Raw genomic sequence first — 23,403 nt, 5'->3', positions numbered from 1 at the left:
TAGTGTCAGTAATATTTGTAATGAAGATGTGTTAAGGTTGCGGAATATTAGGCTCCACAAGTCTTTTCAATTTATCTAAAGAATCCTGCCATCCCAAATAGCACATTTCCGGCGGTATTGCTTCAGGTATACCTTCCTGCGTAATATTTATTTCTGTGCCACATACGACCTGTTTGAAGTGAACGGTAGTAATCATTTCCCCCGGAAGGTTCTCATCATCAAATTTGTCTGAATATTTTATCAGTTCATTCGGGTTCAGTTCTAAAAATTCTCCACCAAATGACTGGGCATTTCCTGTTGTGAAATTTGTAAGTGACATCTTATAAGTTCCACCTACTTTTACGTTAAGTTCGTGAACGGTAGCCACAAAACCATAAGGAGGAAGCCATGAAGCGTAAGCGTCTGCATTGGTAAACGCTTTAAAAACTTTTTCTGGTGGCGCTGCAAACACTCTGTGAAGTTGCACTTTATTGTTTGACATTGTTTAAATTTTATTTTTAAAAAAATTAATTAACATTACAAAGATGCCGATGATAAATGATTTTCACAGGTGGTTGATATGACAGTTTTGGGTGCTGATTGCGACAGCAAAACATATTATCTTTATTCGATGAAAAAAGTATCCATTCTTGTTCCCGAATCTTCCGTAATGCAGGCGGTTGCCGACCCGCAATACCTGTTTACCGCAGCAAACCAGTTTTTAATTTCCGCAGGAAAACAACCTTTGTTTGACGTAGAACTGGTAGGCACTAAAAAAGAAATCAAATTAAACAACGGAATGTTTTCGGTATATACCCACAGGCTGCTCAAAGAGGTAGCTCAAACTGACGTGATTTTTATACCGGCGTTGTTTGGCGATATGACGTCGGCGGTAGCAAAAAATAAAGCTGCTGTGCCATGGATTGTATCGCAATATGAAAACGGTGCAGAAGTGGCATCGTTGTGCGTAGGCGCTTTTCTGCTTGCCTCAACGGGATTATTGAATGGAAAAAAATGTTCTACCCATTGGGGTTTTCAAAATGAATTCAGGGAAATGTATCCAGAGGTGGAAGTGATTGAAGGCGGTATTGTGACTGAAGAAAAAGGAATTTATTCAAGTGGGGGAGCCAATTCATATTGGAATCTTTTACTCTATCTGTTGGAAAAATATACAGACAGGGAAACCGCCATCCTTGCCTCTAAATATTTTGCAATAGATATTGACAGGGATAGCCAGTCCACTTTTGCGATGTTTAAAGGACAAAAGAATCATACAGATAAAGAAATTTTGCAGGCACAGGAATTTATTGAAAAAAATATTTCCGAAAAAATTGGTACAGATGATTTGGCAAAGATGGTAAATCTAAGCCGGCGGTCATTTGAGCGCCGCTTTAAAGAAGCTACAAACAATTCGGTTTTAGAATATGTTCATCGTATAAGGATAGAAGGGGCAAAAAGACAATTTGAATGCAGCCGGAAAAACATTTCTGAAGTGATGTATGATGTGGGCTATACCGACACCAAGGCTTTTCGTGATTTATTCAAAAAACTAACAGGCCTTACACCGATTGAATACAGGAATAAGTATAACAAAATGGTAATGGCTTGATTAAAAGCTTCGATTAAACACTATTCCATCAACACCTGCTAACGGGAACAGTAAACGAAAAAATAAAGCGAATTTATTTTTCGTATTTGTAATTGAATGGTAAGCAAAAAAGCTTTGTCTAAAATATCATTCTGATTTATTATATACCAGATTGGCTACAATCTGAATTTTTCAACTGCATCAAGGGTTTGCTGTATATCCTGCGCGCTGAGCGCATTACTGATAAACCAGCTTTCATAACCAGATGGCGGCAAATAAATTCCTTCATCCAGCATGTGATGAAAAAATTTGTTGAAAGTTTTTATGTCAGTGGTGCAAGCAGTTTCAAAATTAATTACCTCTTCATTAGTAAAGAAAATACTGATCATACTTCCTACACGATTGATTCGGTGAGGAATGTTTTTGGCCGCCAAAATATCATTCAAAGTTTTTTCGAGACGGGCGCCTTTTTGATCTAATTCCGTATAAATTGACGGATTATTTTTTAACTCTTTTAACATAGTATGTCCGGCGATCATCGCAATAGGATTACCGCTCAAAGTGCCCGCCTGGTATACGTTTCCGAGCGGAGCGATATGTTCCATAATTTCCTTTTTACCACCAAAAGCACCGACTGGCAAACCCCCGCCGATTACTTTTCCGTACGTAACCAAATCGGCGTCGATTCCGAAATATTTCTGTGCGCCGCCGGCAGCCAGCCGGAAACCGGTCATAACTTCATCAAAAATTAAAATGATATTTTCTTCATTACACAGTTTTCTCAGACCTTTCAAAAAGCCCTCCTGTGGAGGAACACAGCCCATATTGCCAACAACTGGCTCCAAAATGACAGCAGCGATTTCTCCTTTATTTTCTTCAATTAATTTTTCAACTGATGCTAAATTATTGTAAGGCGCAGTCAAAGTATCTTTTGCAACTCCCGCAGTTACACCCGGAACTGTTTGAATATTTAATGTAGCCACACCGCTTCCTGCTTTTACCAAAAAACAATCTGCATGTCCATGATAACAGCCTTCAAATTTGATGAATTTATTTCTTCCTGTGTAGCCCCGTGCAAGACGAATCGCGCTCATGCATGCTTCTGTGCCGCTGCTTACCATACGAATTAAATCCACATTTGGGGACATGCTTTTAATCAGCTCGGCCATTTCAATTTCCAGTTCTGTCGGTGTGCCGAAAGAAGTAGAGTCTCCAGCTTTTTCTTGTATCGCCTTTACCACGGGTTCATAAGCATGACCAAGAATCATCGGCCCCCACGAATTTATGTAATCAATAAATTGATTATCATCTTCATCAAAAAGATGAGCGCCTTTTGCTGACTTGATAAACACCGGTGTTCCACCAACGCTCCTGAAAGCCCGGACGGGAGAGTTAACGCCACCAGGCATACTCCGTTGAGCGCGTTCAAATAAATCGACACTTTTTGAGAAATCCATAATTTTCAACAATCAATTTTCAATAATCAATAAATCAATAATCAACACTCTAGCGCAAAGCTTTCTATTCACGACAAAAGCCGAACTGCATCCCTGGCAAAATAAGTGGCGATCAAATCTGCGCCGGCTCGCTTAATAGAAGTAAGGCTTTCTAAAATCGCTTTTTCTTCATTAATCCAACCCATTTTTGCTGCGGCTTTTATCAGGGCGTATTCACCACTAACGTGATAGGCGCTAACGGGGATGTGTACACTATTTTTTACTTCACGGATAATATCCAGATATGCCATCGCAGGTTTTACCATCACAATATCGGCGCCTTCTTTCTCATCCATTAACGCTTCTTTCACGGCTTCAATGCGGTTTGCATAATCCATCTGGTACGTTTTTTTATCTCCAAATCCGGGCGCTGAATCCAACGCGTCTCTGAACGGACCATAAAAACAGGATGCATACTTTGCGCTATAAGCCATGATACCCGTTTTGGTAAAATTATTTTCTTCCAAAGCTTTCCTTATGGCGCCAATTCTTCCGTCCATCATGTCGCTGGGAGCTACGAAATCAGCGCCTGCTTTAGCATGACTGAGACTCATTTTCACCAATGCTTCCACTGTTGCATCGTTCACAATCTCCCCGTTTTCTACAATTCCATCGTGGCCGTAAACCGAATAAGGATCGAGCGCAACGTCTGTCATTACTACCATTTCAGGCATCGCGTTTTTTATCGCTTTTATACTTTTTTGCATCAGCCCGTCCGGATTCCACGCTTCTTTTCCTGTATTGTCTTTTAATTCATCCGGCGCTTTTACAAACAACAAAACACTTTTTATTCCCATACTCCACAGTTCCTTTACTTCTTTAATAATACCATCAATTGAACGGCGATAATAGCCAGGCATGGAAGGAATTTCAAATTCCACATTCTCACCTTCATCAATAAACATTGGTAAAATAAAATCACTGGGAGTGAGTGTTGTTTCTGCAACCAGGCTTCTTATTGCGGGATTATTTCTTAAAATTCTAGGTCTTTTTTGCAAATACATTTTTATAAAGTTTTTAAAGATGGAGGATTCCTGTTGGTATTAAAAACCCTCAATACAAGTACTGTATTTTCTACTATCTGAAAAATAATAACAAAAGGAAAGGCTTTAATCTTTATATCACGAATATATTTATCTCGATTAATAAAACTATAGAATTGAGGGTGTTCTGATAATTTCAAATATGCATCTTCAACTGATTTTAAAAATCTTTCGCCCAGGCCGGTAGATTGTGTTTCATAATACAAATATGCATCTTCCGTTTCCCGGTAAGCAGTTAATGAAACTTTTAATTGGTATTTCATCTCTTCTTATTTCTGATCGACTCATGGGCTTGTTCAGGTGTCAAACTAGTTTCGGGATGTTCTAACATTTCATCCCTTATTCTATAAAATTCCTGTATTTCATCCTGGGTATATTCCTGTTCAGTATAATTGTACTCATTGGCTAATGCGATCATCAGGCTCATTAGTTTGTCGTCAGCATCTTCAATGATTTCTTTTAATACTTCTTTTTTATCAGTTAAAATCATTCTTATTATTTTTTACAAATTTACCTGAAATTTTAATCATTATTTTGATCCGTCCAATCCCGTGGATTCAGGCAAACCTCTAACAATTTTTCTTCTTCACTTCCTTTTTCCGGTTGATAATTATATTCAAAACGCGCTGTTGGCGGCAGGCTCATCAAAATACTTTCCGTTCTGCCATTGGTTTTTAAGCCGAATAGAGTACCACGATCGTGAATGAGGTTAAACTCTACATATCTTCCTCTCCTGATTTCCTGCCAATATTTTTGTGCCGCAGTAAACGAGGAATTTTTTCGCTTTTCTACAATCGGAAGATAGGCCGCAAGAAATGCATCACCACAAGCTTTGCTGAAACTCATCCAAAAGTTGACTTCTTTATTTTGAGAAGGTTTTTGATAATCATAAAAAATTCCGCCGATGCCGCGCCGCTCGTTATTTCTGTGAATGTTCACAAAATAGGCATCGCAATTTTTTTTGAATGAGGGATAAAATTCCCTATCGAATCCATCGCATATGTTTTTGTAGGTTTGGTGAAAATGTTTCGCATCTTCTTCAAATAAATAATAGGGTGTAAGGTCTGTGCCCCCACCAAACCAGCGATCAATCAACCGATCATTTTCATCATATAACTCAAACATTCGGTAATTGCAATGAACCGTCGGAACAAAAGGATTTACGGGATGTAGCACTAAACTTAATCCGCATGCAAACCATTTTTCTCCATCAATTTTCAATTGCATTTTCATTGCTTCAGAAACATTCCCAAAAACCACTGATGTATTCACTCCTCCTTTTTCAAAAACATTTCCATTACTGATCACTCTTGTTTTTCCGCCGCCGCCTTCGGGTCGTTGCCATGCATCCTCAATAAATTTTGATTTACCATCACTTGCTTCTAATGCAGCACAGATACGGTTTTGCAGTGATTCAATATATTTTATCCAATCTTCTTTACTATTCATTTTGGGAAGCTTTTTCTAATTCACCTTCACGATTTACCATTGGCTACCTTTCACCGCGTCCACAAAAGCTCTTGCATGATCTACCGGGATATTCGGCGTAATACCGTGCCCAAGGTTAACAACATATTTTTGCACACCAAATTCGCTGATCATTTTTTTCGCTTCTTTCTGAATGTCATCTATAGGCAATAACAATTTCGCGGGATCAAAATTTCCCTGCAAAGTTATCTTGCCAGAAGTAAGCTCTCTGGCCATTTTGGGAGAAATACACCAATCAATTCCCAGAGCCGACGCGCTGCTTTCGCTTAATTCTTCCAACGCATACCAGCTTCCTTTTGGAAATAAAATTACCGGGGCATCATCTTGTAAAGCATCGGCAATTTGAATCAAATAAGGTTGTGCAAACCGCTTGAAATCTTCAGGACCCAGGGAACCTGCCCAGCTATCGAAAATCTGCACCACATCAGCGCCAGCTTTGATTTGCGCCTTTAAATAATGAATGGTGATATCGGTAATTTTTTGCAATAACCGATGCGCCAAATCAGGCTGAGTAAAACAAAATTCTTTCGCTTTTTCCCAGGTTTTGCTTCCCTTCCCTTCCACCATGTAACAAAGAATTGTCCACGGCGCGCCTGCAAAGCCAATCAAAGGCACCTCACCATTTAATTCCTGTTTGGTGAGCGTCAAAGCTTTCATTACATAGTCGAGCTTTTCTTCTACTTTATCAGTAAACAAAGAAATTATATCTTTTTCTGTTTTAATGACATTTGGTAACAACGGCCCTTTGCCTTCTTCCATCAGCACTTCAACGCCCATCGCCTGCGGAATTACGAGAATATCAGAAAAAATAATCGCTGCATCCACGCCAATTCTTCTGACCGGTTGCAAGGTAATTTCTGCGGCGAGTTCCGGGGTTTGTACGCGGGTAAAAAAATCATATTTTTCCCGAAGCGCAATGTATTCAGGTAAATATCTTCCCGCCTGGCGCATCATCCAAACCGGTGGCCGCTCTACGTTTTCGCCTCTTAATGCCTTTAATAAAAGATCATTTTTCAATTCGCTCATTTAATCGGTTTTTATTGTGCTGAAATATTTTATTACCTCAGCGATGAGTTTTTGCGTGTCTGGAATTTCTGAAATAACAGTTGTATTATTTGAATAATTTTTTAATTCGGCGGCAGTCGTTTTGCCAATAGTAAAAAGAATTGTTTCAGAAATAATTTTGCTTTTTTTAAAAAAACTTCTGACCGCGCTGGGACTAAAAAATAAGATGCCGTCATATTTTTTTGAAACAGCCTGTGGTTTTTCAATAGTGTTGTAAACGATCAACTCTTCCACATTAATTCCATTCTTTTTTAGTTCTAAAGGCAACAAATCTCTTCTTTGATTTCCACAAAAAAAAACGATTTGTTTTACGGATTTATCTTCGATGATTTGCTGTGCTAAATTTTCTGCATCCCTTGCTGCACCTGTGATAGTCGAATTAATAAAAATCTGCTCCACCTTTTTTCTCGTTGCAGGCTCAATGCTAAATATTTTCCAGTTTGTTTGTGGAGAAACGATTTTGCCCACCGCATTAACGGCATTAGAACTGGTAAAGATTGCGGTAATATTTTGCGCGGAAAGTTCTCCAATTCTCTTTTTTATTTTTGCTGAAATACTTTCTTTTGTTTCAATAAAGCTCATTTGCTCAATAGCAATATTTTTTTCAGCAGCACTTTTAATAAAGGAATCGCTGATCTTTTTAGTACTCAATATTTGAACTTTATTTTGCATTCCTGATCGAGTAGATTATTTTTTTTGCTTCTTCATCTTGCAATAATTCTTTCGCTGAAATTATTCCTAAATCATCGGCGTTTTCAATATCAATTTCTTTATGAATATCAAACATTTCTTTTCCATCTGGGCTGCAAATATTTCCTTTAAAAACAATTTTATCGTTTTCAAAAACCGCTAAAGCGCTGATTGGTGTTGAGCATCCGCCTAATAAAGTTTTTAGGAAATCACGTTCGATTTTTGTACATTTTTCCGTCGCTTCATCATTTAGCAAATGAACAGCTTCAAAAGAATCTTCGTCGTTTTCCCTACAAGAAACAGTGATAGCGCCTTGTGCCGGAGCAGGAAGCATCCAGTCCAAATCAATTGAATTTTCCGGCCGGAGATGGATTCTTTCAAGTCCCGCAGCCGCGAAAATGGCGCCGTTCCAATTGTTTTCCTGAATTTTCCTCAGACGTGTATTCACGTTGCCACGCAGATTTTCGATTTGATGATTTGGATAACGATGAAGCCATTGTGCTTTACGGCGGGTACTGCTGGTAGCGATGGTAAATCTTGAAAATTGATTATTGAATATTGAAGGTTGAATATTATTTAATTCATTTTCAATGTAATTTTTTTGGCCTTTAAACACTAAAATATCATTATAAGATGCGCGCTTCAAAACCGCTGCCCGCCTGATCCCCGAAGCCAGCTGAGTCGGCACATCTTTCATCGAATGAACAGCCAAATCAATTTTATAATTAAGTAAAGCCGCGTCAAGTGCCTTTGTAAAAATTCCCTGCACGCCTATTTCATATAAAGGCGTAACCACATCAACATCGCCTTCACTTTTAATAAATATTAGCTCGGCATCAAAGCCTTGCTGCCTCACGAGGCTTTGCACACTTGTGGCCTGCCAAACCGCCAATTCACTTTCGCGGGTGCCTATCTTAATTATTGGTTTCATAAAGATAGTTGTTCAATGCAGTGATACATTGACAACCTTTATCCTTTTTTACTTTTAACTGAATGGCCAGTGAAGATACGGTTTTGTGAATTTTGCCGGGAGATGAGTTTTCAAAATGATACATTTCGTTCATTTGAAAAAGTTGTGATTTTACCATCCTCAAAAGGGGATTATTAAATTGAAGCCTGTGCCATTCCTCAAGGCTTGAGAGGGTATCGTTAATAATTTTTTTTGCTTTCGGAATTTCCGCCCTACGCAATAAAATTGTGTTATCCATAACAGAAGAAACTTCATCTACATTTAAAACAGTGGTGCCTTCTATCTTTTTAACTGCGGGATCTACATTTTCAGGAACAGAAAGATCAAGAATCAGTCTCGGTTTTCTGCTCGTGAAAAAAGAAGGCAGAATGGAGTAAGTGCCAGAAGCGGAGCTCACTATAATTATATCTGCGTCATTACAAGCTGAAGATAAATGTTTGTAAGGCAAAAATTTTGCATTAAACAATTGCGCCAGCTCATTTGCTTTTTCATCTGTTCTGTTGGTAAATGAAATATCAGAAACCGGCAGATAATCTTTCAGATTTTTAGCAACATGATTGCCAAATTTTCCTGTTCCAACTAAAAGGATCTTTTTATCCGAAAGATTTGTTGTTTTCTCTTTTATAATTTCAATAGCCGCATAAGAAACCGAAACAATTCCTGAACTTAATTTCGTTTTCGTTTTTATTTCTTTTGAAACCTGCAATGCATAATTAATGGCTCTTTCCATAAAACCATCAATACATCCTTGTTCTTTAGCCACATTGGTAGCTTGTTTTAACTGGGACAAAATTTCGTAATCCCCAATTATTTGAGAATCAAGGCCCGACGCCACTTTGAACAAATGTTCAATAGCCTCTAATCCCTGATATGTATAACTATATTTCTGAAAATCTTCTGATTGATTCGAAGTGTTTTCACATAACAATTGGGAAAAAACTTCCGGGTTATTGCTAATGCCATAAATTTCTGTCCGGTTGCATGTAGAAAGCGGAAGGCAGCCCGTAATGTTTTTTGCCGCAGCCTGTTGCAATACTTCAAGAGTTTGATCTGCCGAAAGAGAAAACCGGCCACGAATGGCCATATCGCTTTTGCGGTAATTGATGCCAACTATACAAAAACTATTTAAGGAATCGTGGTATGTATTAGCGAGTTTTGTCATTCGATTGTCGCAAAAATATTTTTAAAATTGTTTTAGTTGGTCATTGTTTAGTCAAAACATCCTGCTTAGCGTGATCTAAAAATTAATATTTATTGGTTTAAAGGCATTGATTTTTTGCGCAAAAGTAATTCCTATCTTTTAAACTCATACCTTATTGATTTCTTTTTTCTTTTCCACTTCCCAATTCTATGACCCAATAGAAATAGAGGATTAAAAGAGTAAAAGGTTACAAATAAAAGACATAAAAACTAAAAAATCTCTTCACAGCCGAATTTAATTACAACAAAAAATATTCAAAGGATTCTTTTATCAGAAGCTACATTTGCATCTAATTAATAACAATGGCATCTACAAAAACAAAAAAAGGAATCATATTAATAAATCTTGGTTCTCCGGATTCAACTAATGTTTCTGATTTAAGAAAATACCTTGATGAATTTTTAATGGATGAAAGGGTTATTGATAAGCCATGGCTGATGCGGGCCTTGTTGGTGAAAGGTATTATTGTCCCTTTTCGTGCTCCCAAATCTGCTGAAGCTTATAAACAAATATGGACCGAAGAAGGTTCGCCATTAATCGTTTTTACGAAAAAATTGCAGCATGCATTGCAGGCGAGAGTGGATGAGCCGGTGGAGATTGCCATGCGCTATGGAAATCCCACTGCTGAAGAGGCGTACGCGGCTTTAGAAAAAAGAAGCCCGGAAATTAATGAAGTAATTATTTTGCCCTTGTATCCTCACTATGCAATGTCGAGCTATGAAACTGCTGTTGAGCATATGAAGAAAGTTTATAAACAGAAAAAATATCCGTTTACTATTTCATTTGTATCGCCGTTTTACAAAAATGATGCTTATCTGAATGCCCTCGCAGCATCCATAAGACCAAGCCTGGAGAAGAAGTATGACCATATCTTATTTAGCTATCACGGAGTACCGGCAAGGCATATACGAAAAAGCGATGTAACTGGATGCCATTGCCTGCAAAGCGATACGTGTTGCGAAACCGAATCACCGGCACATGCATTTTGCTATCGACACCAGGTACGAACCACTACAAGGCTTGTTTGCGAGCAATTAAAAATTTCGCCTGATAAATATAGTATTTCATTTCAATCAAGACTAGGAAAAGGCTGGCTAGAGCCCTTTACAGACATCAGGCTTGAAGAAATGCCTGGCGAGGGGATAAAAAATTTATTGATTTTATGCCCGGCATTTGTAAGCGATTGCCTTGAAACGTTAGAAGAGATTGCCATGCGTGGTAAAGAAATTTTTATGAAGGCAGGCGGCGAATCGTTTAAGATGATTCCGTGCCTGAATACAAATGCTTTATGGGTAGATGCGGTTGAACAAATGGTGAATGGGGAGATGACGAGTGATTAGCATATAATGGAGGACTATTAACTAATAACTCATAACTAACTAACAACTTAAAGAATGTATTTCTACATCAAAGCGCTTCATATCATTTTTGTGGTCACCTGGTTTGCCGGCCTTTTCTATATTGTCAGATTATTCGTGTATAGTGCTGAAGCAAATGAAAAACAGGAACCGGAAAGAGGAATCTTGCTAAAGCAATTTTCTATTATGCAAAAGCGGTTATGGTATGGCATCACGTGGCCATCGGCAATTCTTACTTTAATTTTTGGAACATGGATGGGATTTTTATTTGGCAGCCTTCCTTCATGGCTTTTGGTCAAGTTGCTTTTTGTATTGGGATTATTTATCTATCATCTTTTTTTACACAGCATTTTTAGCCAGCAACAGAAATTTATTTTTCGCTGGAATTCGCAGCAATTAAGGATCTGGAATGAAGTGGCCACACTTTTTTTAGTAGCGATAGTTATGCTGGCAGTGGTGAAGCAATTGATAAGTTTTGTTTGGGGAATCCTGGTTTTGGTTGCATTAGGTATCCTGCTTTTTGCTGCAATTAAAGCATATCGACGATTTCGAAAAGCCTGAGAAATTCCTACAACAGCGCATTCGAAATCTGCTCCCATTCATCATTTAAAGAAAAATCAGGCCTGTTTTTCCCGGCGCGGCGATACCAGTAACCGGCATTTCCAATATCACCTTCTTTGCGATGGAGGTACGCGTGAATCCAGGCTGCATTTTCGTCATTTACATCCTGTATCAAAACATGGGCTTTTTCCCAATCGCTTTTCGCATCATACCACAATGCCTGTAAATAAATTGAAAGATTCTTTGGTGGTACATCCTCCGATAATGATTGTTTAAAATCGTGAAGCGTCATATTGCAAATGTAATAATCTAACTATTACCAGTAAATAAACAAATTCCTTATTATTTTATTTTACTGAAACTGTTGCGTCCTGATTACTGTTAGCGGTAACAATTGATTATGCTGTGATTTACAAAAAAGTGTATGGCTGTAACATTGTGATGAAAATGAATATTAATAATATGAATTAATTAATATTGTGCTAATAATCCATTATTAAAAACATGGGATTTACTTTAATCATTACCATAATAATTATCAGTTACCTCCGCAAATCTCTTAGCATGGCCGGGACCATGCAGAGATGGAATAAAATATTTTGGTGGCTGATTTATGCTGCAATTGCTTTGCTGGTTATTCATTTTTCTTATGGCGGTTCTGATGCAGTAACTCAATGGCTTTCTATTATCCTGCTGTCTGTTGTTATTTATATTATTTATAAAAATGATGAATTTAAGCGCGCTTCTTTTTTTGTGACCGCTTCTGTTCCTTACATCCTCGTGTCGTTGCTCGTTTATTTTATAAAAGCCATCGATCCTTCGTTATATACAAACTGGGAAACCTGGTTAGAAGCAGCCACTTCATTTTCAGTGATATGGGGATTTGGTACATGGCTTACAAACCGCAGACAAAGAAATGAACTTGCCAAAGCGCGTGAAAAGGCTATTAACGAAGAAAAAAATAACAGGATAATGGCTGAAATGAAGTCCCAGCTTGAGGTGCAGGTGGCGCAAAGAACTTCTGAACTTACGAAGCAAAAAGAAGAACTGGAGCATGCCTTAATCGAATTAAAATCTACTCAATCCCAATTGATACAGGCAGAAAAGATGGCTTCATTGGGCGAACTTACTGCCGGCATAGCACATGAAATTCAAAATCCTTTGAATTTTGTAAATAATTTTTCGGAAGTAAATAATGAGCTGATAGGTGAGCTCAAATCTGAATGGTTAAAGCCTGAGCAGGAAAGAGATAAAACTCTTGAACAGGAATTACTCGATGATATTTCGCAAAACCTTGACAAGATCAATTATCACGGGAAGCGTGCAGACGCAATAGTAAAAGGAATGCTACAGCATTCAAGAATCAGTACGGGACAAAAAGATCCGACAGATATTAATGCATTGGCAGATGAATATTTGCGGTTAAGCTATCATGGCTTGCGGGCAAAAAACAAAAATTTCAATGCTACCATCAAGACAGACTTTGATACAACGATTGGCGAAATTAATATCGTAGCACAGGATGTTGGCCGCGTGTTGTTAAACTTGATAAATAATGCATTTTATGCCGTTAATGAAAAATTTCGCGGACTGAAGGATGGCAGTTCTTATGAACCCACTGTTTCAGTATCAACGCGAAAAATAGATCAAAGTGTCGAAATTATTGTGGAGGATAATGGTGATGGAATGCCATCGGAATTACGGGATAAAATTTTCCAGCCATTTTTTACTACCAAACCTACCGGAGAGGGAACCGGCCTTGGATTGAGCATCAGCTATGATATCATTAAGGCTCACGGCGGCGAAATAAGAGTAGAAAGTTCCCAGGGAAACGGCAGCAAGTTTGTTATTACATTACCCATAAAATAGTCAGGCGCCTTCAATCCATTTTTTAAAATCAGGCGCTACTTGTTGACTTATGATAATTGGCTCATCCACTGTGGCAATCTCCATTTCCAAAAGCAGCTTCACCCTTTGATGCGGCTTAAAGCTTTTAATAAAATTTAAATTTACGATAGTCTGCCGGTTAGCTCTGAAAAACAAAGAGCTGTCAAGATCTTCTTCTATCTCCGTCAACGTTTTGTCTACTGTATATTTTTTTGATTCCTTACTTACGACAAATACTATTTTATCCTTCGTGAAAATCATAACAACCTCGCTAAGTCGCAGCGCAACGTGCGCCGTTCCGCTTTTTACAATTATCCGCGTTTTTTTTCGCCCGCCGTAGTGGATTATATTTTCCAATCTATTTATATTAAATGGATTTCTCATAATTGCTTCTAAAACTTCCCCATTTAGGTTTTTGCCTGCAAAATAAATTGCACTACCAGGTTCCAATGGTAAATTTTGATCACTGGTTTCTTTTTGCTTCGCATCATTCATTGCAGAAGCATCGCTGCTAACAACGATTACAGGATTAAAATCTTTGTATTTCGAAAAATCAGAAGAGACTTCAGAAAGAAATTGAGCATTTGTAAAAGGTTTGTTGCTGTTTGCTTTAGCTGGCAGGTATTCAATAAATTTTCCCATCTCAAATCGTTTTTAGTGTTGTAGCTAGAAAAAATTTTCTAAATGATTCATTCTTGTTTTTGTTAGACGGTTCAATGGTTTTTTTTGTTACAATTTTTTGAATAATTTTTTGGATCATCTGCTGAAAGTAAAACCAATGGCATGCCATTGGTTAATTGGCTGAAAAGTGGGGAATTATGAATTTGAAAATAAAAATAAATGTCCGCTTACGATACACCGTGTATCCGGTTATGACACAATAAACATTTATGCCTTTAATTTCCGGCATTTTTCTCAGCTTACTGCTAAAATGTATTTCTCTTTAAAGAATGGTTCCTTAAAAATATTTTCAATTTCCCAGACCTTCGGATGAAGCCCGCTCTCATGAATTTCTTTGGTAAGGTTGCCGCCCTTAAGACAAATCAGGCCATTTATCTTTTTAGGTTCATGAACCGGGCGCTTATGCAAAAGTGGCTTGCTCCAATACCAAAGATTTTTTAATGGCGCTACAGCGCGGGAAACAACCACATCAAATTTTTTATCTTGTATATCCTCAGCACGTGTATGCTGAACTGTTATATTATGCAACTCAATTTCTTCGGCAATTGAATAAGCAACTTTTAATTTTTTGTTTACACTATCCACCAGGTGAAAATGGACATCCGGGAAAAAGATAGCCAGCGGGATGCCTGGAAATCCGCCTCCCGAGCCGAGATCCATAATTGAATAACCAGCAGGAAAATTAAACTGTGTGGCAATGGCGAGCGAATGAAGAACATGGTGCTCGTAAAAATGATCCATATCTTTTCTTGATATCACATTTATTTTTTGATTCCAATTAGAATACAATTCTTTTAATGCATCCAATTGCTGAGTTTGTCGTTCCGGAAAATCACTAAAATATTTTTGAATAATAGTCATATTAAACCAGTAAAATTACTTCTTCGCGGCTTTAGTATAGTAAACGCAGAAATAGTTGTGATTTTTATTTTGATGTAAATTGCATCTGTTCATTCAATATCAGCGGTTTCTGATAAAATTTAATTGTTATAATTTAAATTTAATTGTTATAATTTAAAACTATTATTATGCCTTCATTTGATATCGTAAGCAAAGTGGACTTGCAAACGCTTGATAACGCAGTTAATACCGTATCCAAAGAAATTAAAAACCGTTTCGATTTTAAGGGTAATCATGTGGTGATTGATTTAAATAAAAAAGAGTTTAAAATTAACCTGGAAGCGGACAGTGAGATGAAGCTGGAACAAATTATTGATGTGCTCATCAGCAAAAGTATGAAGCAGGGTCTCGCCGCTGAAATTTATGATTTAAGCAAAGAGCCGTTTCAGAGCGGCAAAATTGTGAAGAAGGAAATCCCTGTACGAAATGGCATTAGCCAGGAGGATGCCAAAAAGATAGTGAAACTGATAAAGGATGCAAAGTTTAAGGTGCAGGCATCAATAATGGACGACATTGTAAGGGTTTCAGGTAAAAAAATTGATGATTTGCAGGCAGTTATCCAGGCATCAAAAGGGTGGGATCTTGGTCTTGCGCTTCAGTACGTAAATATGAAAAATTAGCTTTTTACTTTTTGCTGATACACTTTATTGTATTAGTTTTGCACACTTAAAAAAATACATGGAGACTGCAACCAGGAAGCCATGTTAAAAACAAACAATATGAAAAAAGACATTCATCCTTCAAATTACCGTTTCGTTGTTTTTCGCGATATGAGTAATAATACCATGTTTCTGAGCCGCTCAACTGCTGCATCTAAAGAAACCGTTCAGTGGGAAGATGGCAAGGAATATCCGGTAATTAAGCTGGAAATTTCAAATACTTCTCATCCGTTTTATACCGGTAAAAATATGCTGGTAGATACAGCAGGGCGTATTGACAAGTTCAGAAAACGCTACGAGAAAAAGAAATAATTAATTACACTTTGATTTTTTATCCCCCGGTTTTGGGGGATTTTTTTTAATTTCAACTCCTTTTTTTTACACAACACAACTGGCAAATGAAGATTTTGCTTGATGATATTTTCTTTAGAGATTTTTTATTTCCTTTCGGCCAGGTTCGATCTATAAGCCATACCAGAATTGGAATTTATACCATTTTTGAAAAGTGGCAACACGTTTTTCCAGGGAAAGTGTTTATTGCTTCTGAAAAACTAATTCATGAATATGAGGAGAATGAGTGTGTGAAATATCCGGCGAATTTTATTCCTTCTTACGAATTTTTAAAGAAACTTTTTAAGCGCAACGAAAAACTTTCCTTCACCCCTGATTGTAAAATCGTGGAGTATCCCTGGCAAATTTTTGAGTTTAATAATTGGGCGATTAACGAAGATTTTAAAATGGTTACTTCCGGAAGAACGTCACAGCCTGTTCCCGAAGGGAATCAAGTGGTTTGTCCTGAAAATATATTTATAGAGCAGGGAGCATCGGTTCAATTTGCCGTTTTAAATGCTGAGGCTGGCCCGGTTTATATTGGCACAAATGCGCAGGTTGAGGAAGGATGTTTACTACGTGGCCCAATATCAATCGGCGAAGGCAGCCGCATTAAGATGGGCACCAAAATTTACGGAGCCACCACAATTGGCCCTTATTGCCTCGCTGGCGGCGAAATAAAAAATTCTATCATAATGGCCTATTCCAATAAGGCCCACGATGGTTATCTTGGCGATTCTGTGATAGGAGAGTGGTGCAATCTTGGTGCAGGAACCAGCAATTCCAATTTAAAAAATAATGCATCTGCAGTAAAAATCTGGAGCCGGAAACACAATGAGTTTGTAGTGGCAGGCACAAAATGCGGTTTGCTTATGGGCGATTATAGTCGTTGTGCTATCAACACATCTTTTAATACAGGAAGTGTTGTAGGGGTATGTTGCAGTATTTTTGGCCAATCCTTTCCGCCAAAATTTATTGATAATTTTTCATGGGGAGATAAAAGATATATTTTGGAAAAGGCGGTTTCCGATATTAATAACTGGAAAAAGCTGAAAGGCCAGGAAATAACTGAAGCCGAAATTGAATTATTAAAAAATATTTATTAAAAATTAAAAAAAATGAGAAAACAAATAGCAGCAGCTAACTGGAAAATGAATCTGGGTTTGGAAGAAGCCAATAATCTGTTGGATTCGTTGGTGCAGGCAAATATTGAGCTCTCCGGCGATCGCGAAACTGTTTTAGCGGTTCCATTTCCTTATTTGCTTTTGGCGAAAGAAAAATTAAAAGGCAGCAACAATTTTTATGTTGGCGCGCAAAACTGTTACACTAAAGAAAACGGCGCATTTACCGGCGAGATAAGCGCCTCGATGCTTAAGTCCTGTAACGTTGATTATGTGATAATAGGTCATAGTGAAAGGAGAGAATATTTTAATGAAAGTAATTTCATCCTGTTTCAGAAGATTGACATTTGTTTAAAAAATAATCTTAAACCTATTTTTTGTTGTGGCGAATCATTGACAGTACGGGAAGCCGAAGCTCAAAACCAATATGTAGAAACGCAATTAAAAGAAAGCCTGCTTCATTTGGATGCAAATGAGGTAAGGAACTTTGTAATCGCGTATGAACCCATCTGGGCCATTGGCACAGGAAAAACAGCCACTGCCGACCAGGCGCAGGAAATGCATGCCTTCATCCGCAAGGTTCTTTCAGAAAAATATGGAGATGATGTGGCACAAAGTATTTCAATATTGTATGGCGGAAGTGTTAAGGCCGCGAATGCTAAAGAGATTTTCGGTAAGCCTGATGTGGATGGCGGCCTGGTTGGCGGCGCTTCATTAAATGCATCAGAATTTATTCAAATCATGCAAAGCCTGAAATAGAATCCTGAAGGTAGAGAAATAACAATCATAAAATTGTAAAATTTGATGATTCATGATGCTTAAATAATGAGATATAAATACCCCGTATTACATTTATATCTCAAAATTTAAAATATTAAAACATGAAAAAATTAATCATTGCAATTCTCCTTGTTATCGGCTCATTCAGTTTCGTAAGCGCACAAACAGTAAAAAAAACTGAAAAGAAAAAAGCGACTACCACCACTTCTACCGCTGCTCCTTCAGTGGCTGCTAAATCAACGAAAGTTGAAAAGACCACTGCGCATGTAAAGAAAGACGGTACAGCGGATAAGCGCTTTAAGGAAAATAAAACAAAAGTTACTTCAACTGCCACCCCGATGAAAAAGAATGGCACACCGGATATGAGATACAAAGCCAATAAGAAAAAATCATAAAATTATCAGCATCATAAAAGCGGCCCGCAAACGCGGGCCGGTTTTACTTATAGTAAAAAAATAAAAAACGCGATTTTTTATTTTAGCGGGTCGTCCAACCCGGCTTCCACCATTGAAAATGAGTTCAACTTATTCAGATGCAAAATCGTTTTGTTTTGCTTGGATGACCTGTGATACATTGGCTCAAATGCAGCGCCGATAATAATTTCATCCAGTGTATAGGAAGTACGGGCAACAACAGTGTTGGAAAACATATCGTCAAATGCTTTTACATATACCATAATTTCGCCCCGCGAATTTTTAAAATCATCTTTAGTAAAATTGTAAAATGGGCTTGTCTCTGTAATGGGATGCACAATCGTCCAATTGAGCGTAAGCGAGTTGATGCTGTTATATTCCAGCGAAAGCTGGAAAAATTTATTAACCAATTTGCCGTCTTCCTCCACAATCAATCCTAACGAAACTTTAGCTTCAGCGTCGGTCAATATTGTATTCTTAAAAGGAGCTAACCTGAACATAATTGCTTTGCCCCCATGAAAAGGGGCCAGCAATGCCTTTTCACTAAAGCGCAGGTAAGCCTTTGGCTTTGAAAATCTTCCGTACAACAAGCCGGTGACAACCGCGACGCTCAATAACCCAATGAGCGCTTCGAATGAAGAAAACACTCCTGCTAAAAAGCCAATTGGACTTATGCCGCCGTACCCCACCGTAGTAAAGGTTTGGCAACTAAAGAAAAAAGATTCTGCAAATTCATCAAACCTGGAGTGAGTAGGAATGCCTGCAAATTCTGTTACGCCTAAAAGAAAATAAATCGTACCAAATGTGAGGTTAATTAAAAAATAGAAAATCAGTATTGTACCAAAAAATTTCCATCTTGGCATTGTAAGCAGAATATGATAAAAGCTGATTTTCTCAAAATAACCTAATCCTCTTTTTTCAATATTAGGCTGGCCGTTTTTATTAAGAAACCTTCCCCCATAGTCAGATGAGTTGATTCCGAATCCGGTATTAATTTCTGATTTCGCTTTTGGGTTTAATTTTCGGTTCTTAATCATATTATCAAATTGAAAATGATTTTAATTTTCATATGCAATGGGCAAAGTTGTAAAATTTAATGTTACCTATTATTTATTTTTAGTTTCATTTGCAAAAAAGGTTTAAACATTTAATCAGCGCACCTGCCTGAAAACCGCCTTTCAATATGAAAAAAATTTTTCTTTACAAGGTATATCGGCATAGTAAAAAGTTATTTTTTTTATTTTTGGTGTTTGCGATATTCACCTTAATAGCTAATGCTGCTGGTTTCGAAATAACTCCATTTTACGTATGGGGCATGTATTCTGAGCGGGAAATTAAACCAGCATCCTATCAAATTTATAAAGTGACAATAAATGATAAGCCGTTGGATTATTCAACCGGACATTTTGCTGCAAACCGGTTTTTTCTTTTATCGCCGCTTTCTTATTATGCATCACTAAAAAAATCCGGTGATCCCTCGTTTACTTCTTTAAAAAAAAAGTTGGGTGAAAAATATAATTTTTTAAAACCTTATATTTTTTCGTTTGAAAATTCGCCCGAGTCAATAAATCAATTTCCGGATTGGTACAGAAGATACCTGGAACAAACAACAGGTGAAAAAATTCATAGTCTGAAAGTGGATATATTAAATGTTTCGTGGCTTTCAAATGATTCTATAACGGTTAACTCTGTTTATAATCTTATAAATGAATAATAAAATAAGCCAAAAAGATTTTAATGACCCCGACGCTGCGTTCCTCTGCAGGATTGTGTTTGTGGTAATTTTGGTCGATCTTATTTTTTCCGGTTTTTCAAATACGCTTGTTCATCAGCTTCAATCGCCGGTATTAAAATTCCCTTACCTGGATCCGGTTTTTTGGCTCATGCATTTTCTGCACATACCAGAACTGATTACCCGTAACGAGGTGCTTGCATGGTCATGGGATTTTATATTGTTCGCTTCTGCTACCGCAATTATTTTTTTTCCCTGTAAAAAGTGGCTGATTGCTATTTTTATCGTTTTTTATTTTTTGTATTATATCATTTTTAATACTTATGGAGCCCATCATACCCATTCGCTAATTCCGTTTTTATTAACACCTATCGTGTTTCTTTTTTCGAAAAAATCTTTTCCATTTGTGTGGCAAGCCTTACGGTATTTTCTACTTTTTTCCTATTGTGCAGCATTCTTTTGGAAATTCATCAGGTTTTCGTGGCTTTACAGCGATCAAGGATTATTGATTTTGAAAAAAAACCTTGCGCCTTATTTGTATTTTAATCCAAACACTTTTTTAGCGTCGGTATATTTTTGGTTTATAAATCATCCGTCGCTTCTACAGGTATTGTATGTTACTGGTTTTGTATTTGAAGGATCATTTATTATAGGATTTTTTACAAAAAAATGGGATCCCGTTTTATTTATTATCTCGCTGATTTTGCCGCTGGGATTTTGGTTTATGGCTGATGCGCTTTTTTATGAAATGACCCTCTTTAGTCTTACGTTGTTGTCGCCATCTGCAATCGCTAAATTACGGGCAATGGCTTCAATACAGTTTGATAAGCAAAAGTAAATTGTTGTACAACTGTTTGATAATTGAATTTTTCGCTTGCTGAAGACGCAATATTTTTCTTATTATATTTTTCTAAATTATCCAGCATATAATTCATTGCTTCTATTAGTTCATTTTCGTTTTCAGAATGAATCAGAATTCCATTCTCTTTGTTGATTACTTCCCTGATTCCACCTACATCAGAAGCAATCACGGGCAGGCCGCAGCAGAGCGCTTCCAGGATTACACAAGGGAGATTTTCATACCTGCTAAACATTACAAGTGTATCTGCTTTCCGTAATTCAATCGCTACCTCCTGGTAGGAAATTAACCCTGTAAAAAACACACAGCTTTCATATAAACCATTTTCTTTTGACCATTCAATAATTTCAGAAGACGGCTTACCCACGAGTAACAATTCAAAATCCTGTCTTTGTTGAAATAATTTTTTGATGGAATGTAATATTCCCCAAATGTTTTTATGATAGCCCAATGTAGAAATATGAATCAGCCTTTTCTTTTTTTTAGCAATTTGATTTTCAAAATAAAAAAGTGAAGTGTCCACCACATTTGGGATTACCATAAATTGTTTTGAGGCACCAAATAATTTGTTCATTCTTTCTCCCAGGTCTTTAGTGACTGGCAATGGCAAATTGCAATCGTTATAAACTCTGTTTGAAAGCTTTTTATAGAGTACAGGCTTTTGAAAAAAACCACTTTTATTTTTAGGATAGTAGCCGGTCCAGTTTTCACTAAGCACATAAGGAAGGCTGTATTTTCTTTTAAGCCATCGCGCAAAAATTCCGGCTTTCATCAATACATTTAAATGAACAATATCAGGCATTCCAAATTCTTCCTGAATCATTTTAAAAATCTTTTTGTGCAAATGAAAACTCAGGTAATTTGAATGTATTTTTTCTAAAAAACCTTTTTTGAATTTTGAATAAGGATAGTATCCGCGGAACGAAATTAAATTTCCGGTTATTTCTTTGTTTAGGGTGATTTTGCCATTCTTAATAGATGGATCTTTAACAACGTACACAACAAAAACTTTATGAAAAAGGCTTATTGCTTTTGCGTGACGTTCAATAAAATCCCCATCAAAAGCGCCCACCCTGGAAGGGTACCAACTTGCAAGAAATAATACTTTATACATTCGTTTTATTTACCGGCCAAAAGAGATTTTATCCTGCTGAAATCTTTTTTCCTGAATATCAATAGCTCTTTAAAATTGCTTTTAGATAACCTGGAAAATACATATAACGAGCTTATGCCGCTTAATGTATATCCCATACAACTTGCTGCTGCCGCACCTTCCATGCCATACGTCGGCACCAAAATCCAATCGCCGATAAATATAGTAAAGAAACAAAAAAAGGATATTTTTAAATTAATATCCTGGCGGTTAATTCCGGCAAAATAAGCAGCGAGGATGGTAGTTAAGGTAAAAATAATTACGCCAGGCAACAGAATTATGAAGGGATACACGGCGTCGCTAAATCCAGTGCCAAAAATAAATGGAATAAAGAAAGGAGCGAGAATGCACAATAGCACTGCCATCAGTATATATCCGCTGAATTGCAAACGCAAAATGGTTTTTACCTTTTCTCCGATCTCTTCAGAAAAGGCTACCGTAAATGGAATAATTACAGCCGCTATTGTCATGGGAAGTAGCCACAATACCTGGTTGAGTTTGGAAGCCAGTGCATAAAGTCCGAGCTCACTTTTTGATCTGTAAATATTCACGAACCAATAATCCATTCTGTATGCAAGAAACTGGAAAAGGTTTGAAAAAAATGCAACCCCGGCATACATGAAAATTAATCTCAGCTCCTTGAATTTTAAAATGTCTGCATAGAAAGTAAAATTGATTTTTTTCAACAGTACGATAAGATAGACAACCGACTGAAGCGCCGTTAACGATATGAAAATCTTTATGACAAAAATCGTGTACGCTATACTGTTGCCATGGTTTTGTAAAAGCAGGTAGCCGAAAATAAGCAGGAAAATAAAATTGCTGGCGGCAGTAAGCAGGTTCAGTATATCAAACCATTTATTACCTGTGAATATTGCGGAAACATAGCCGTTTAATAAAACAGAAAATAAGTAAAAGCAGCCCCAGAAGGAGATTTCCGCGGAGTGAATATCACTAAACAGCGAAATTTTAAAAGCAGAAGTGAAAATTATTTCTGCAATTACTATAATGACAGTTTGTATCAGCAGTATTAAAAATGAAGAATTTATAAGCGTGGCTGGCGCGAAATTTTTTTTTGCAGAATAATACACCAACCCGGAATTGAAACTAAAACTTACTACCAGCGTTATGATGGCGGCGTTGGTAATAAACAAAGAATATACACCGTTGCCCTCTGTTCCCAAAAGCCGCACCATGACAATTGTAATTCCGAAAGACAGGAAGACATTCAATCCTTTGTAAAGAATATTTTTTATAAGTTCTTTCTTAAAATTCATTAAGTCAAAATTGACGAATATTTTTTCTAAAAAATGCCTTTTTAATAATATCTGCATTGCTTATTCAAAAAAGATAAAAAAATCAACGTGGCGGCTGTAACTGAGCTTTTTTTTATTAAGTAACAATTATGATAAGGACTGTTTAATTTATAATTTGATCCCTGCTGTTTTG

The 23,403-nt window shown here is 37.1% G+C and carries 27 protein-coding genes; 11 read left to right on the top strand and 16 right to left on the bottom strand.

Annotated elements, in window-relative coordinates; translation table 11 throughout:
• Positions 1-31: 31 nt before the first annotated feature.
• Complete coding sequence (locus EFY79_RS12130) at positions 32-481, bottom strand: SRPBCC family protein (RefSeq protein ID WP_123120982.1); 450 nt, start codon at positions 479-481, stop codon at positions 32-34.
• 129 nt (positions 482-610) lie between these two features.
• On the opposite strand from EFY79_RS12130, the gene EFY79_RS12125 reads away from it, so the two are divergent.
• The gene (locus EFY79_RS12125; protein WP_123121117.1) at positions 611-1,588 is read left to right on the top strand and encodes a GlxA family transcriptional regulator; all 978 of its coding nucleotides are present in this window, start codon (positions 611-613) and stop codon (positions 1,586-1,588) included.
• Positions 1,589-1,743: 155 nt separating this feature from the next.
• Here EFY79_RS12125 and hemL read toward each other — a convergent pair whose 3' ends face one another.
• The 9 genes from hemL to hemA all read right to left on the bottom strand — a co-directional run bounded on the left by hemL (position 1,744) and on the right by hemA (position 9,481).
• Entirely contained in the window at positions 1,744-3,024 is a 1,281-nt protein-coding gene (gene hemL, locus EFY79_RS12120; protein ID WP_123120981.1) for a glutamate-1-semialdehyde 2,1-aminomutase, read from the bottom strand.
• A gap of 68 nt (positions 3,025-3,092) precedes the next feature.
• Positions 3,093-4,067 carry a porphobilinogen synthase gene (hemB, locus tag EFY79_RS12115; protein ID WP_123120980.1) on the bottom strand — a complete coding sequence of 325 codons (975 nt, stop codon included), beginning with the start codon at positions 4,065-4,067 and terminating at the stop codon, positions 3,093-3,095.
• A 2-nt stretch (positions 4,068-4,069) separates the two neighbouring features.
• On the bottom strand, positions 4,070-4,369 hold the full coding sequence (locus tag EFY79_RS12110) for a type II toxin-antitoxin system RelE/ParE family toxin (protein WP_123120979.1): 300 nt from the start codon (positions 4,367-4,369) through the stop codon (positions 4,070-4,072).
• Entirely contained in the window at positions 4,366-4,596 is a 231-nt protein-coding gene (locus EFY79_RS12105) for a hypothetical protein (RefSeq protein WP_123120978.1), read from the bottom strand. The genes EFY79_RS12110 and EFY79_RS12105 overlap by 4 nt, the downstream gene beginning before the upstream one ends.
• 32 nt (positions 4,597-4,628) lie before the next feature.
• Positions 4,629-5,555, bottom strand: coding sequence for an oxygen-dependent coproporphyrinogen oxidase (hemF, locus tag EFY79_RS12100; RefSeq protein WP_123120977.1), 927 nt, complete (start codon positions 5,553-5,555; stop codon positions 4,629-4,631).
• Positions 5,556-5,588: 33 nt separating this feature from the next.
• Positions 5,589-6,620, bottom strand: a complete 1,032-nt coding sequence (gene hemE / locus EFY79_RS12095) for a uroporphyrinogen decarboxylase (RefSeq protein WP_123120976.1) — start codon at positions 6,618-6,620, stop codon at positions 5,589-5,591.
• Positions 6,621-7,310, bottom strand: a complete 690-nt coding sequence (locus tag EFY79_RS12090) for a uroporphyrinogen-III synthase (protein WP_158605206.1) — start codon at positions 7,308-7,310, stop codon at positions 6,621-6,623.
• A 10-nt stretch (positions 7,311-7,320) separates the two neighbouring features.
• Positions 7,321-8,280 carry a hydroxymethylbilane synthase gene (hemC, locus tag EFY79_RS12085; RefSeq protein WP_123120974.1) on the bottom strand — a complete coding sequence of 320 codons (960 nt, stop codon included), beginning with the start codon at positions 8,278-8,280 and terminating at the stop codon, positions 7,321-7,323.
• On the bottom strand, positions 8,264-9,481 hold the full coding sequence (hemA, locus tag EFY79_RS12080; RefSeq protein ID WP_123120973.1) for a glutamyl-tRNA reductase: 1,218 nt from the start codon (positions 9,479-9,481) through the stop codon (positions 8,264-8,266). Before hemA ends, hemC begins: the two co-directional genes overlap by 17 nt.
• 341 nt (positions 9,482-9,822) lie before the next feature.
• Here hemA and hemH point away from each other — a divergent pair, with 341 nt between their 5' ends.
• Entirely contained in the window at positions 9,823-10,860 is a 1,038-nt protein-coding gene (gene hemH / locus EFY79_RS12075; RefSeq protein WP_123120972.1) for a ferrochelatase, read from the top strand.
• Positions 10,861-10,914: 54 nt separating this feature from the next.
• Positions 10,915-11,439 carry a CopD family protein gene (locus EFY79_RS12070; RefSeq protein ID WP_123120971.1) on the top strand — a complete coding sequence of 175 codons (525 nt, stop codon included), beginning with the start codon at positions 10,915-10,917 and terminating at the stop codon, positions 11,437-11,439.
• A gap of 7 nt (positions 11,440-11,446) precedes the next feature.
• Here the strand turns inward: EFY79_RS12070 and EFY79_RS12065 are convergent, their stop codons facing one another.
• Positions 11,447-11,731 (bottom strand): hypothetical protein, encoded by a 285-nt coding sequence (locus tag EFY79_RS12065; protein ID WP_123120970.1) that lies wholly within the window; start codon positions 11,729-11,731, stop codon positions 11,447-11,449.
• A gap of 212 nt (positions 11,732-11,943) precedes the next feature.
• Between EFY79_RS12065 and EFY79_RS12060 the strand changes: the two genes are divergently transcribed.
• A complete protein-coding gene (locus EFY79_RS12060; protein WP_233577989.1) occupies positions 11,944-13,308 on the top strand; it encodes a sensor histidine kinase in 1,365 nt (454 codons plus the stop codon).
• Here the strand turns inward: EFY79_RS12060 and EFY79_RS12055 are convergent, their stop codons facing one another.
• Both EFY79_RS12055 and rsmG read right to left on the bottom strand, forming a co-directional pair.
• Positions 13,309-13,968: a LytR/AlgR family response regulator transcription factor gene (locus EFY79_RS12055; protein WP_123120969.1), complete on the bottom strand. Its 660-nt coding sequence runs from the start codon at positions 13,966-13,968 to the stop codon at positions 13,309-13,311.
• Positions 13,969-14,241: 273 nt separating this feature from the next.
• The gene (gene rsmG, locus EFY79_RS12050) at positions 14,242-14,868 is read right to left on the bottom strand and encodes a 16S rRNA (guanine(527)-N(7))-methyltransferase RsmG (protein ID WP_123120968.1); all 627 of its coding nucleotides are present in this window, start codon (positions 14,866-14,868) and stop codon (positions 14,242-14,244) included.
• 167 nt (positions 14,869-15,035) lie between these two features.
• On the opposite strand from rsmG, the gene EFY79_RS12045 reads away from it, so the two are divergent.
• The 5 genes from EFY79_RS12045 to EFY79_RS12025 all read left to right on the top strand — a co-directional run bounded on the left by EFY79_RS12045 (position 15,036) and on the right by EFY79_RS12025 (position 18,192).
• Complete coding sequence (locus EFY79_RS12045) at positions 15,036-15,527, top strand: YajQ family cyclic di-GMP-binding protein (protein WP_123120967.1); 492 nt, start codon at positions 15,036-15,038, stop codon at positions 15,525-15,527.
• Positions 15,528-15,626: 99 nt separating this feature from the next.
• On the top strand, positions 15,627-15,878 hold the full coding sequence (locus EFY79_RS12040; RefSeq protein ID WP_123121115.1) for a type B 50S ribosomal protein L31: 252 nt from the start codon (positions 15,627-15,629) through the stop codon (positions 15,876-15,878).
• An 86-nt stretch (positions 15,879-15,964) separates the two neighbouring features.
• Positions 15,965-17,002, top strand: coding sequence for a putative sugar nucleotidyl transferase (locus EFY79_RS12035; protein ID WP_123120966.1), 1,038 nt, complete (start codon positions 15,965-15,967; stop codon positions 17,000-17,002).
• 12 nt (positions 17,003-17,014) lie between these two features.
• On the top strand, positions 17,015-17,776 hold the full coding sequence (tpiA, locus tag EFY79_RS12030) for a triose-phosphate isomerase (protein WP_123120965.1): 762 nt from the start codon (positions 17,015-17,017) through the stop codon (positions 17,774-17,776).
• A gap of 122 nt (positions 17,777-17,898) precedes the next feature.
• Positions 17,899-18,192, top strand: coding sequence for a hypothetical protein (locus EFY79_RS12025; protein ID WP_123120964.1), 294 nt, complete (start codon positions 17,899-17,901; stop codon positions 18,190-18,192).
• 77 nt (positions 18,193-18,269) lie between these two features.
• On the opposite strand, the gene EFY79_RS12020 is transcribed toward EFY79_RS12025, so the two are convergent.
• Entirely contained in the window at positions 18,270-19,247 is a 978-nt protein-coding gene (locus EFY79_RS12020) for an ion channel (RefSeq protein ID WP_123120963.1), read from the bottom strand.
• Between the two features lie 146 nt (positions 19,248-19,393).
• On the opposite strand from EFY79_RS12020, the gene EFY79_RS12015 reads away from it, so the two are divergent.
• Together EFY79_RS12015 and EFY79_RS12010 are read left to right on the top strand one after the other, a co-directional pair.
• The gene (locus EFY79_RS12015) at positions 19,394-19,924 is read left to right on the top strand and encodes a hypothetical protein (protein ID WP_123120962.1); all 531 of its coding nucleotides are present in this window, start codon (positions 19,394-19,396) and stop codon (positions 19,922-19,924) included.
• Positions 19,917-20,780 carry a hypothetical protein gene (locus tag EFY79_RS12010; protein WP_123120961.1) on the top strand — a complete coding sequence of 288 codons (864 nt, stop codon included), beginning with the start codon at positions 19,917-19,919 and terminating at the stop codon, positions 20,778-20,780. The genes EFY79_RS12015 and EFY79_RS12010 overlap by 8 nt, the downstream gene beginning before the upstream one ends.
• Here EFY79_RS12010 and EFY79_RS12005 read toward each other — a convergent pair.
• Positions 20,734-21,915: a glycosyltransferase gene (locus EFY79_RS12005; protein WP_123120960.1), complete on the bottom strand. Its 1,182-nt coding sequence runs from the start codon at positions 21,913-21,915 to the stop codon at positions 20,734-20,736. The genes EFY79_RS12010 and EFY79_RS12005 overlap by 47 nt on opposite strands.
• Positions 21,916-21,920: 5 nt before the next feature.
• Positions 21,921-23,231 (bottom strand): oligosaccharide flippase family protein, encoded by a 1,311-nt coding sequence (locus EFY79_RS12000; RefSeq protein ID WP_158605205.1) that lies wholly within the window; start codon positions 23,229-23,231, stop codon positions 21,921-21,923.
• Positions 23,232-23,403 lie beyond the last annotated feature (172 nt).

Origin of the sequence: Hanamia caeni, from assembly GCF_003721595.1 — a bacterium.
Lineage (GTDB): Bacteria > Bacteroidota > Bacteroidia > Chitinophagales > Chitinophagaceae > Ginsengibacter > Ginsengibacter caeni.
This window is presented reverse-complemented; position numbering and strand designations above follow the sequence as displayed.

What these genes read in the sequence shown, in the direction of transcription:
- EFY79_RS12130 (WP_123120982.1), bottom strand. Translation starts at nt 481, where the DNA reads ATGTCAAACAATAAAGTGCAACTTCACAGAGTGTTTGCAGCGCCACCA.
- EFY79_RS12125 (WP_123121117.1), top strand. Translation starts at nt 611, where the DNA reads ATGAAAAAAGTATCCATTCTTGTTCCCGAATCTTCCGTAATGCAGGCG.
- hemL (WP_123120981.1), bottom strand. Translation starts at nt 3,024, where the DNA reads ATGGATTTCTCAAAAAGTGTCGATTTATTTGAACGCGCTCAACGGAGT.
- hemB (WP_123120980.1), bottom strand. Translation starts at nt 4,067, where the DNA reads ATGTATTTGCAAAAAAGACCTAGAATTTTAAGAAATAATCCCGCAATA.
- EFY79_RS12110 (WP_123120979.1), bottom strand. Translation starts at nt 4,369, where the DNA reads ATGAAATACCAATTAAAAGTTTCATTAACTGCTTACCGGGAAACGGAA.
- EFY79_RS12105 (WP_123120978.1), bottom strand. Translation starts at nt 4,596, where the DNA reads ATGATTTTAACTGATAAAAAAGAAGTATTAAAAGAAATCATTGAAGAT.
- hemF (WP_123120977.1), bottom strand. Translation starts at nt 5,555, where the DNA reads ATGAATAGTAAAGAAGATTGGATAAAATATATTGAATCACTGCAAAAC.
- hemE (WP_123120976.1), bottom strand. Translation starts at nt 6,620, where the DNA reads ATGAGCGAATTGAAAAATGATCTTTTATTAAAGGCATTAAGAGGCGAA.
- hemC (WP_123120974.1), bottom strand. Translation starts at nt 8,280, where the DNA reads ATGAAACCAATAATTAAGATAGGCACCCGCGAAAGTGAATTGGCGGTT.
- hemA (WP_123120973.1), bottom strand. Translation starts at nt 9,481, where the DNA reads ATGACAAAACTCGCTAATACATACCACGATTCCTTAAATAGTTTTTGT.
- hemH (WP_123120972.1), top strand. Translation starts at nt 9,823, where the DNA reads ATGGCATCTACAAAAACAAAAAAAGGAATCATATTAATAAATCTTGGT.
- EFY79_RS12070 (WP_123120971.1), top strand. Translation starts at nt 10,915, where the DNA reads ATGTATTTCTACATCAAAGCGCTTCATATCATTTTTGTGGTCACCTGG.
- EFY79_RS12065 (WP_123120970.1), bottom strand. Translation starts at nt 11,731, where the DNA reads ATGACGCTTCACGATTTTAAACAATCATTATCGGAGGATGTACCACCA.
- EFY79_RS12060 (WP_233577989.1), top strand. Translation starts at nt 11,944, where the DNA reads ATGGGATTTACTTTAATCATTACCATAATAATTATCAGTTACCTCCGC.
- EFY79_RS12055 (WP_123120969.1), bottom strand. Translation starts at nt 13,968, where the DNA reads ATGGGAAAATTTATTGAATACCTGCCAGCTAAAGCAAACAGCAACAAA.
- rsmG (WP_123120968.1), bottom strand. Translation starts at nt 14,868, where the DNA reads ATGACTATTATTCAAAAATATTTTAGTGATTTTCCGGAACGACAAACT.
- EFY79_RS12045 (WP_123120967.1), top strand. Translation starts at nt 15,036, where the DNA reads ATGCCTTCATTTGATATCGTAAGCAAAGTGGACTTGCAAACGCTTGAT.
- EFY79_RS12040 (WP_123121115.1), top strand. Translation starts at nt 15,627, where the DNA reads ATGAAAAAAGACATTCATCCTTCAAATTACCGTTTCGTTGTTTTTCGC.
- EFY79_RS12035 (WP_123120966.1), top strand. Translation starts at nt 15,965, where the DNA reads ATGAAGATTTTGCTTGATGATATTTTCTTTAGAGATTTTTTATTTCCT.
- tpiA (WP_123120965.1), top strand. Translation starts at nt 17,015, where the DNA reads ATGAGAAAACAAATAGCAGCAGCTAACTGGAAAATGAATCTGGGTTTG.
- EFY79_RS12025 (WP_123120964.1), top strand. Translation starts at nt 17,899, where the DNA reads ATGAAAAAATTAATCATTGCAATTCTCCTTGTTATCGGCTCATTCAGT.
- EFY79_RS12020 (WP_123120963.1), bottom strand. Translation starts at nt 19,247, where the DNA reads ATGATTAAGAACCGAAAATTAAACCCAAAAGCGAAATCAGAAATTAAT.
- EFY79_RS12015 (WP_123120962.1), top strand. Translation starts at nt 19,394, where the DNA reads ATGAAAAAAATTTTTCTTTACAAGGTATATCGGCATAGTAAAAAGTTA.
- EFY79_RS12010 (WP_123120961.1), top strand. Translation starts at nt 19,917, where the DNA reads ATGAATAATAAAATAAGCCAAAAAGATTTTAATGACCCCGACGCTGCG.
- EFY79_RS12005 (WP_123120960.1), bottom strand. Translation starts at nt 21,915, where the DNA reads ATGTATAAAGTATTATTTCTTGCAAGTTGGTACCCTTCCAGGGTGGGC.
- EFY79_RS12000 (WP_158605205.1), bottom strand. Translation starts at nt 23,231, where the DNA reads ATGAATTTTAAGAAAGAACTTATAAAAAATATTCTTTACAAAGGATTG.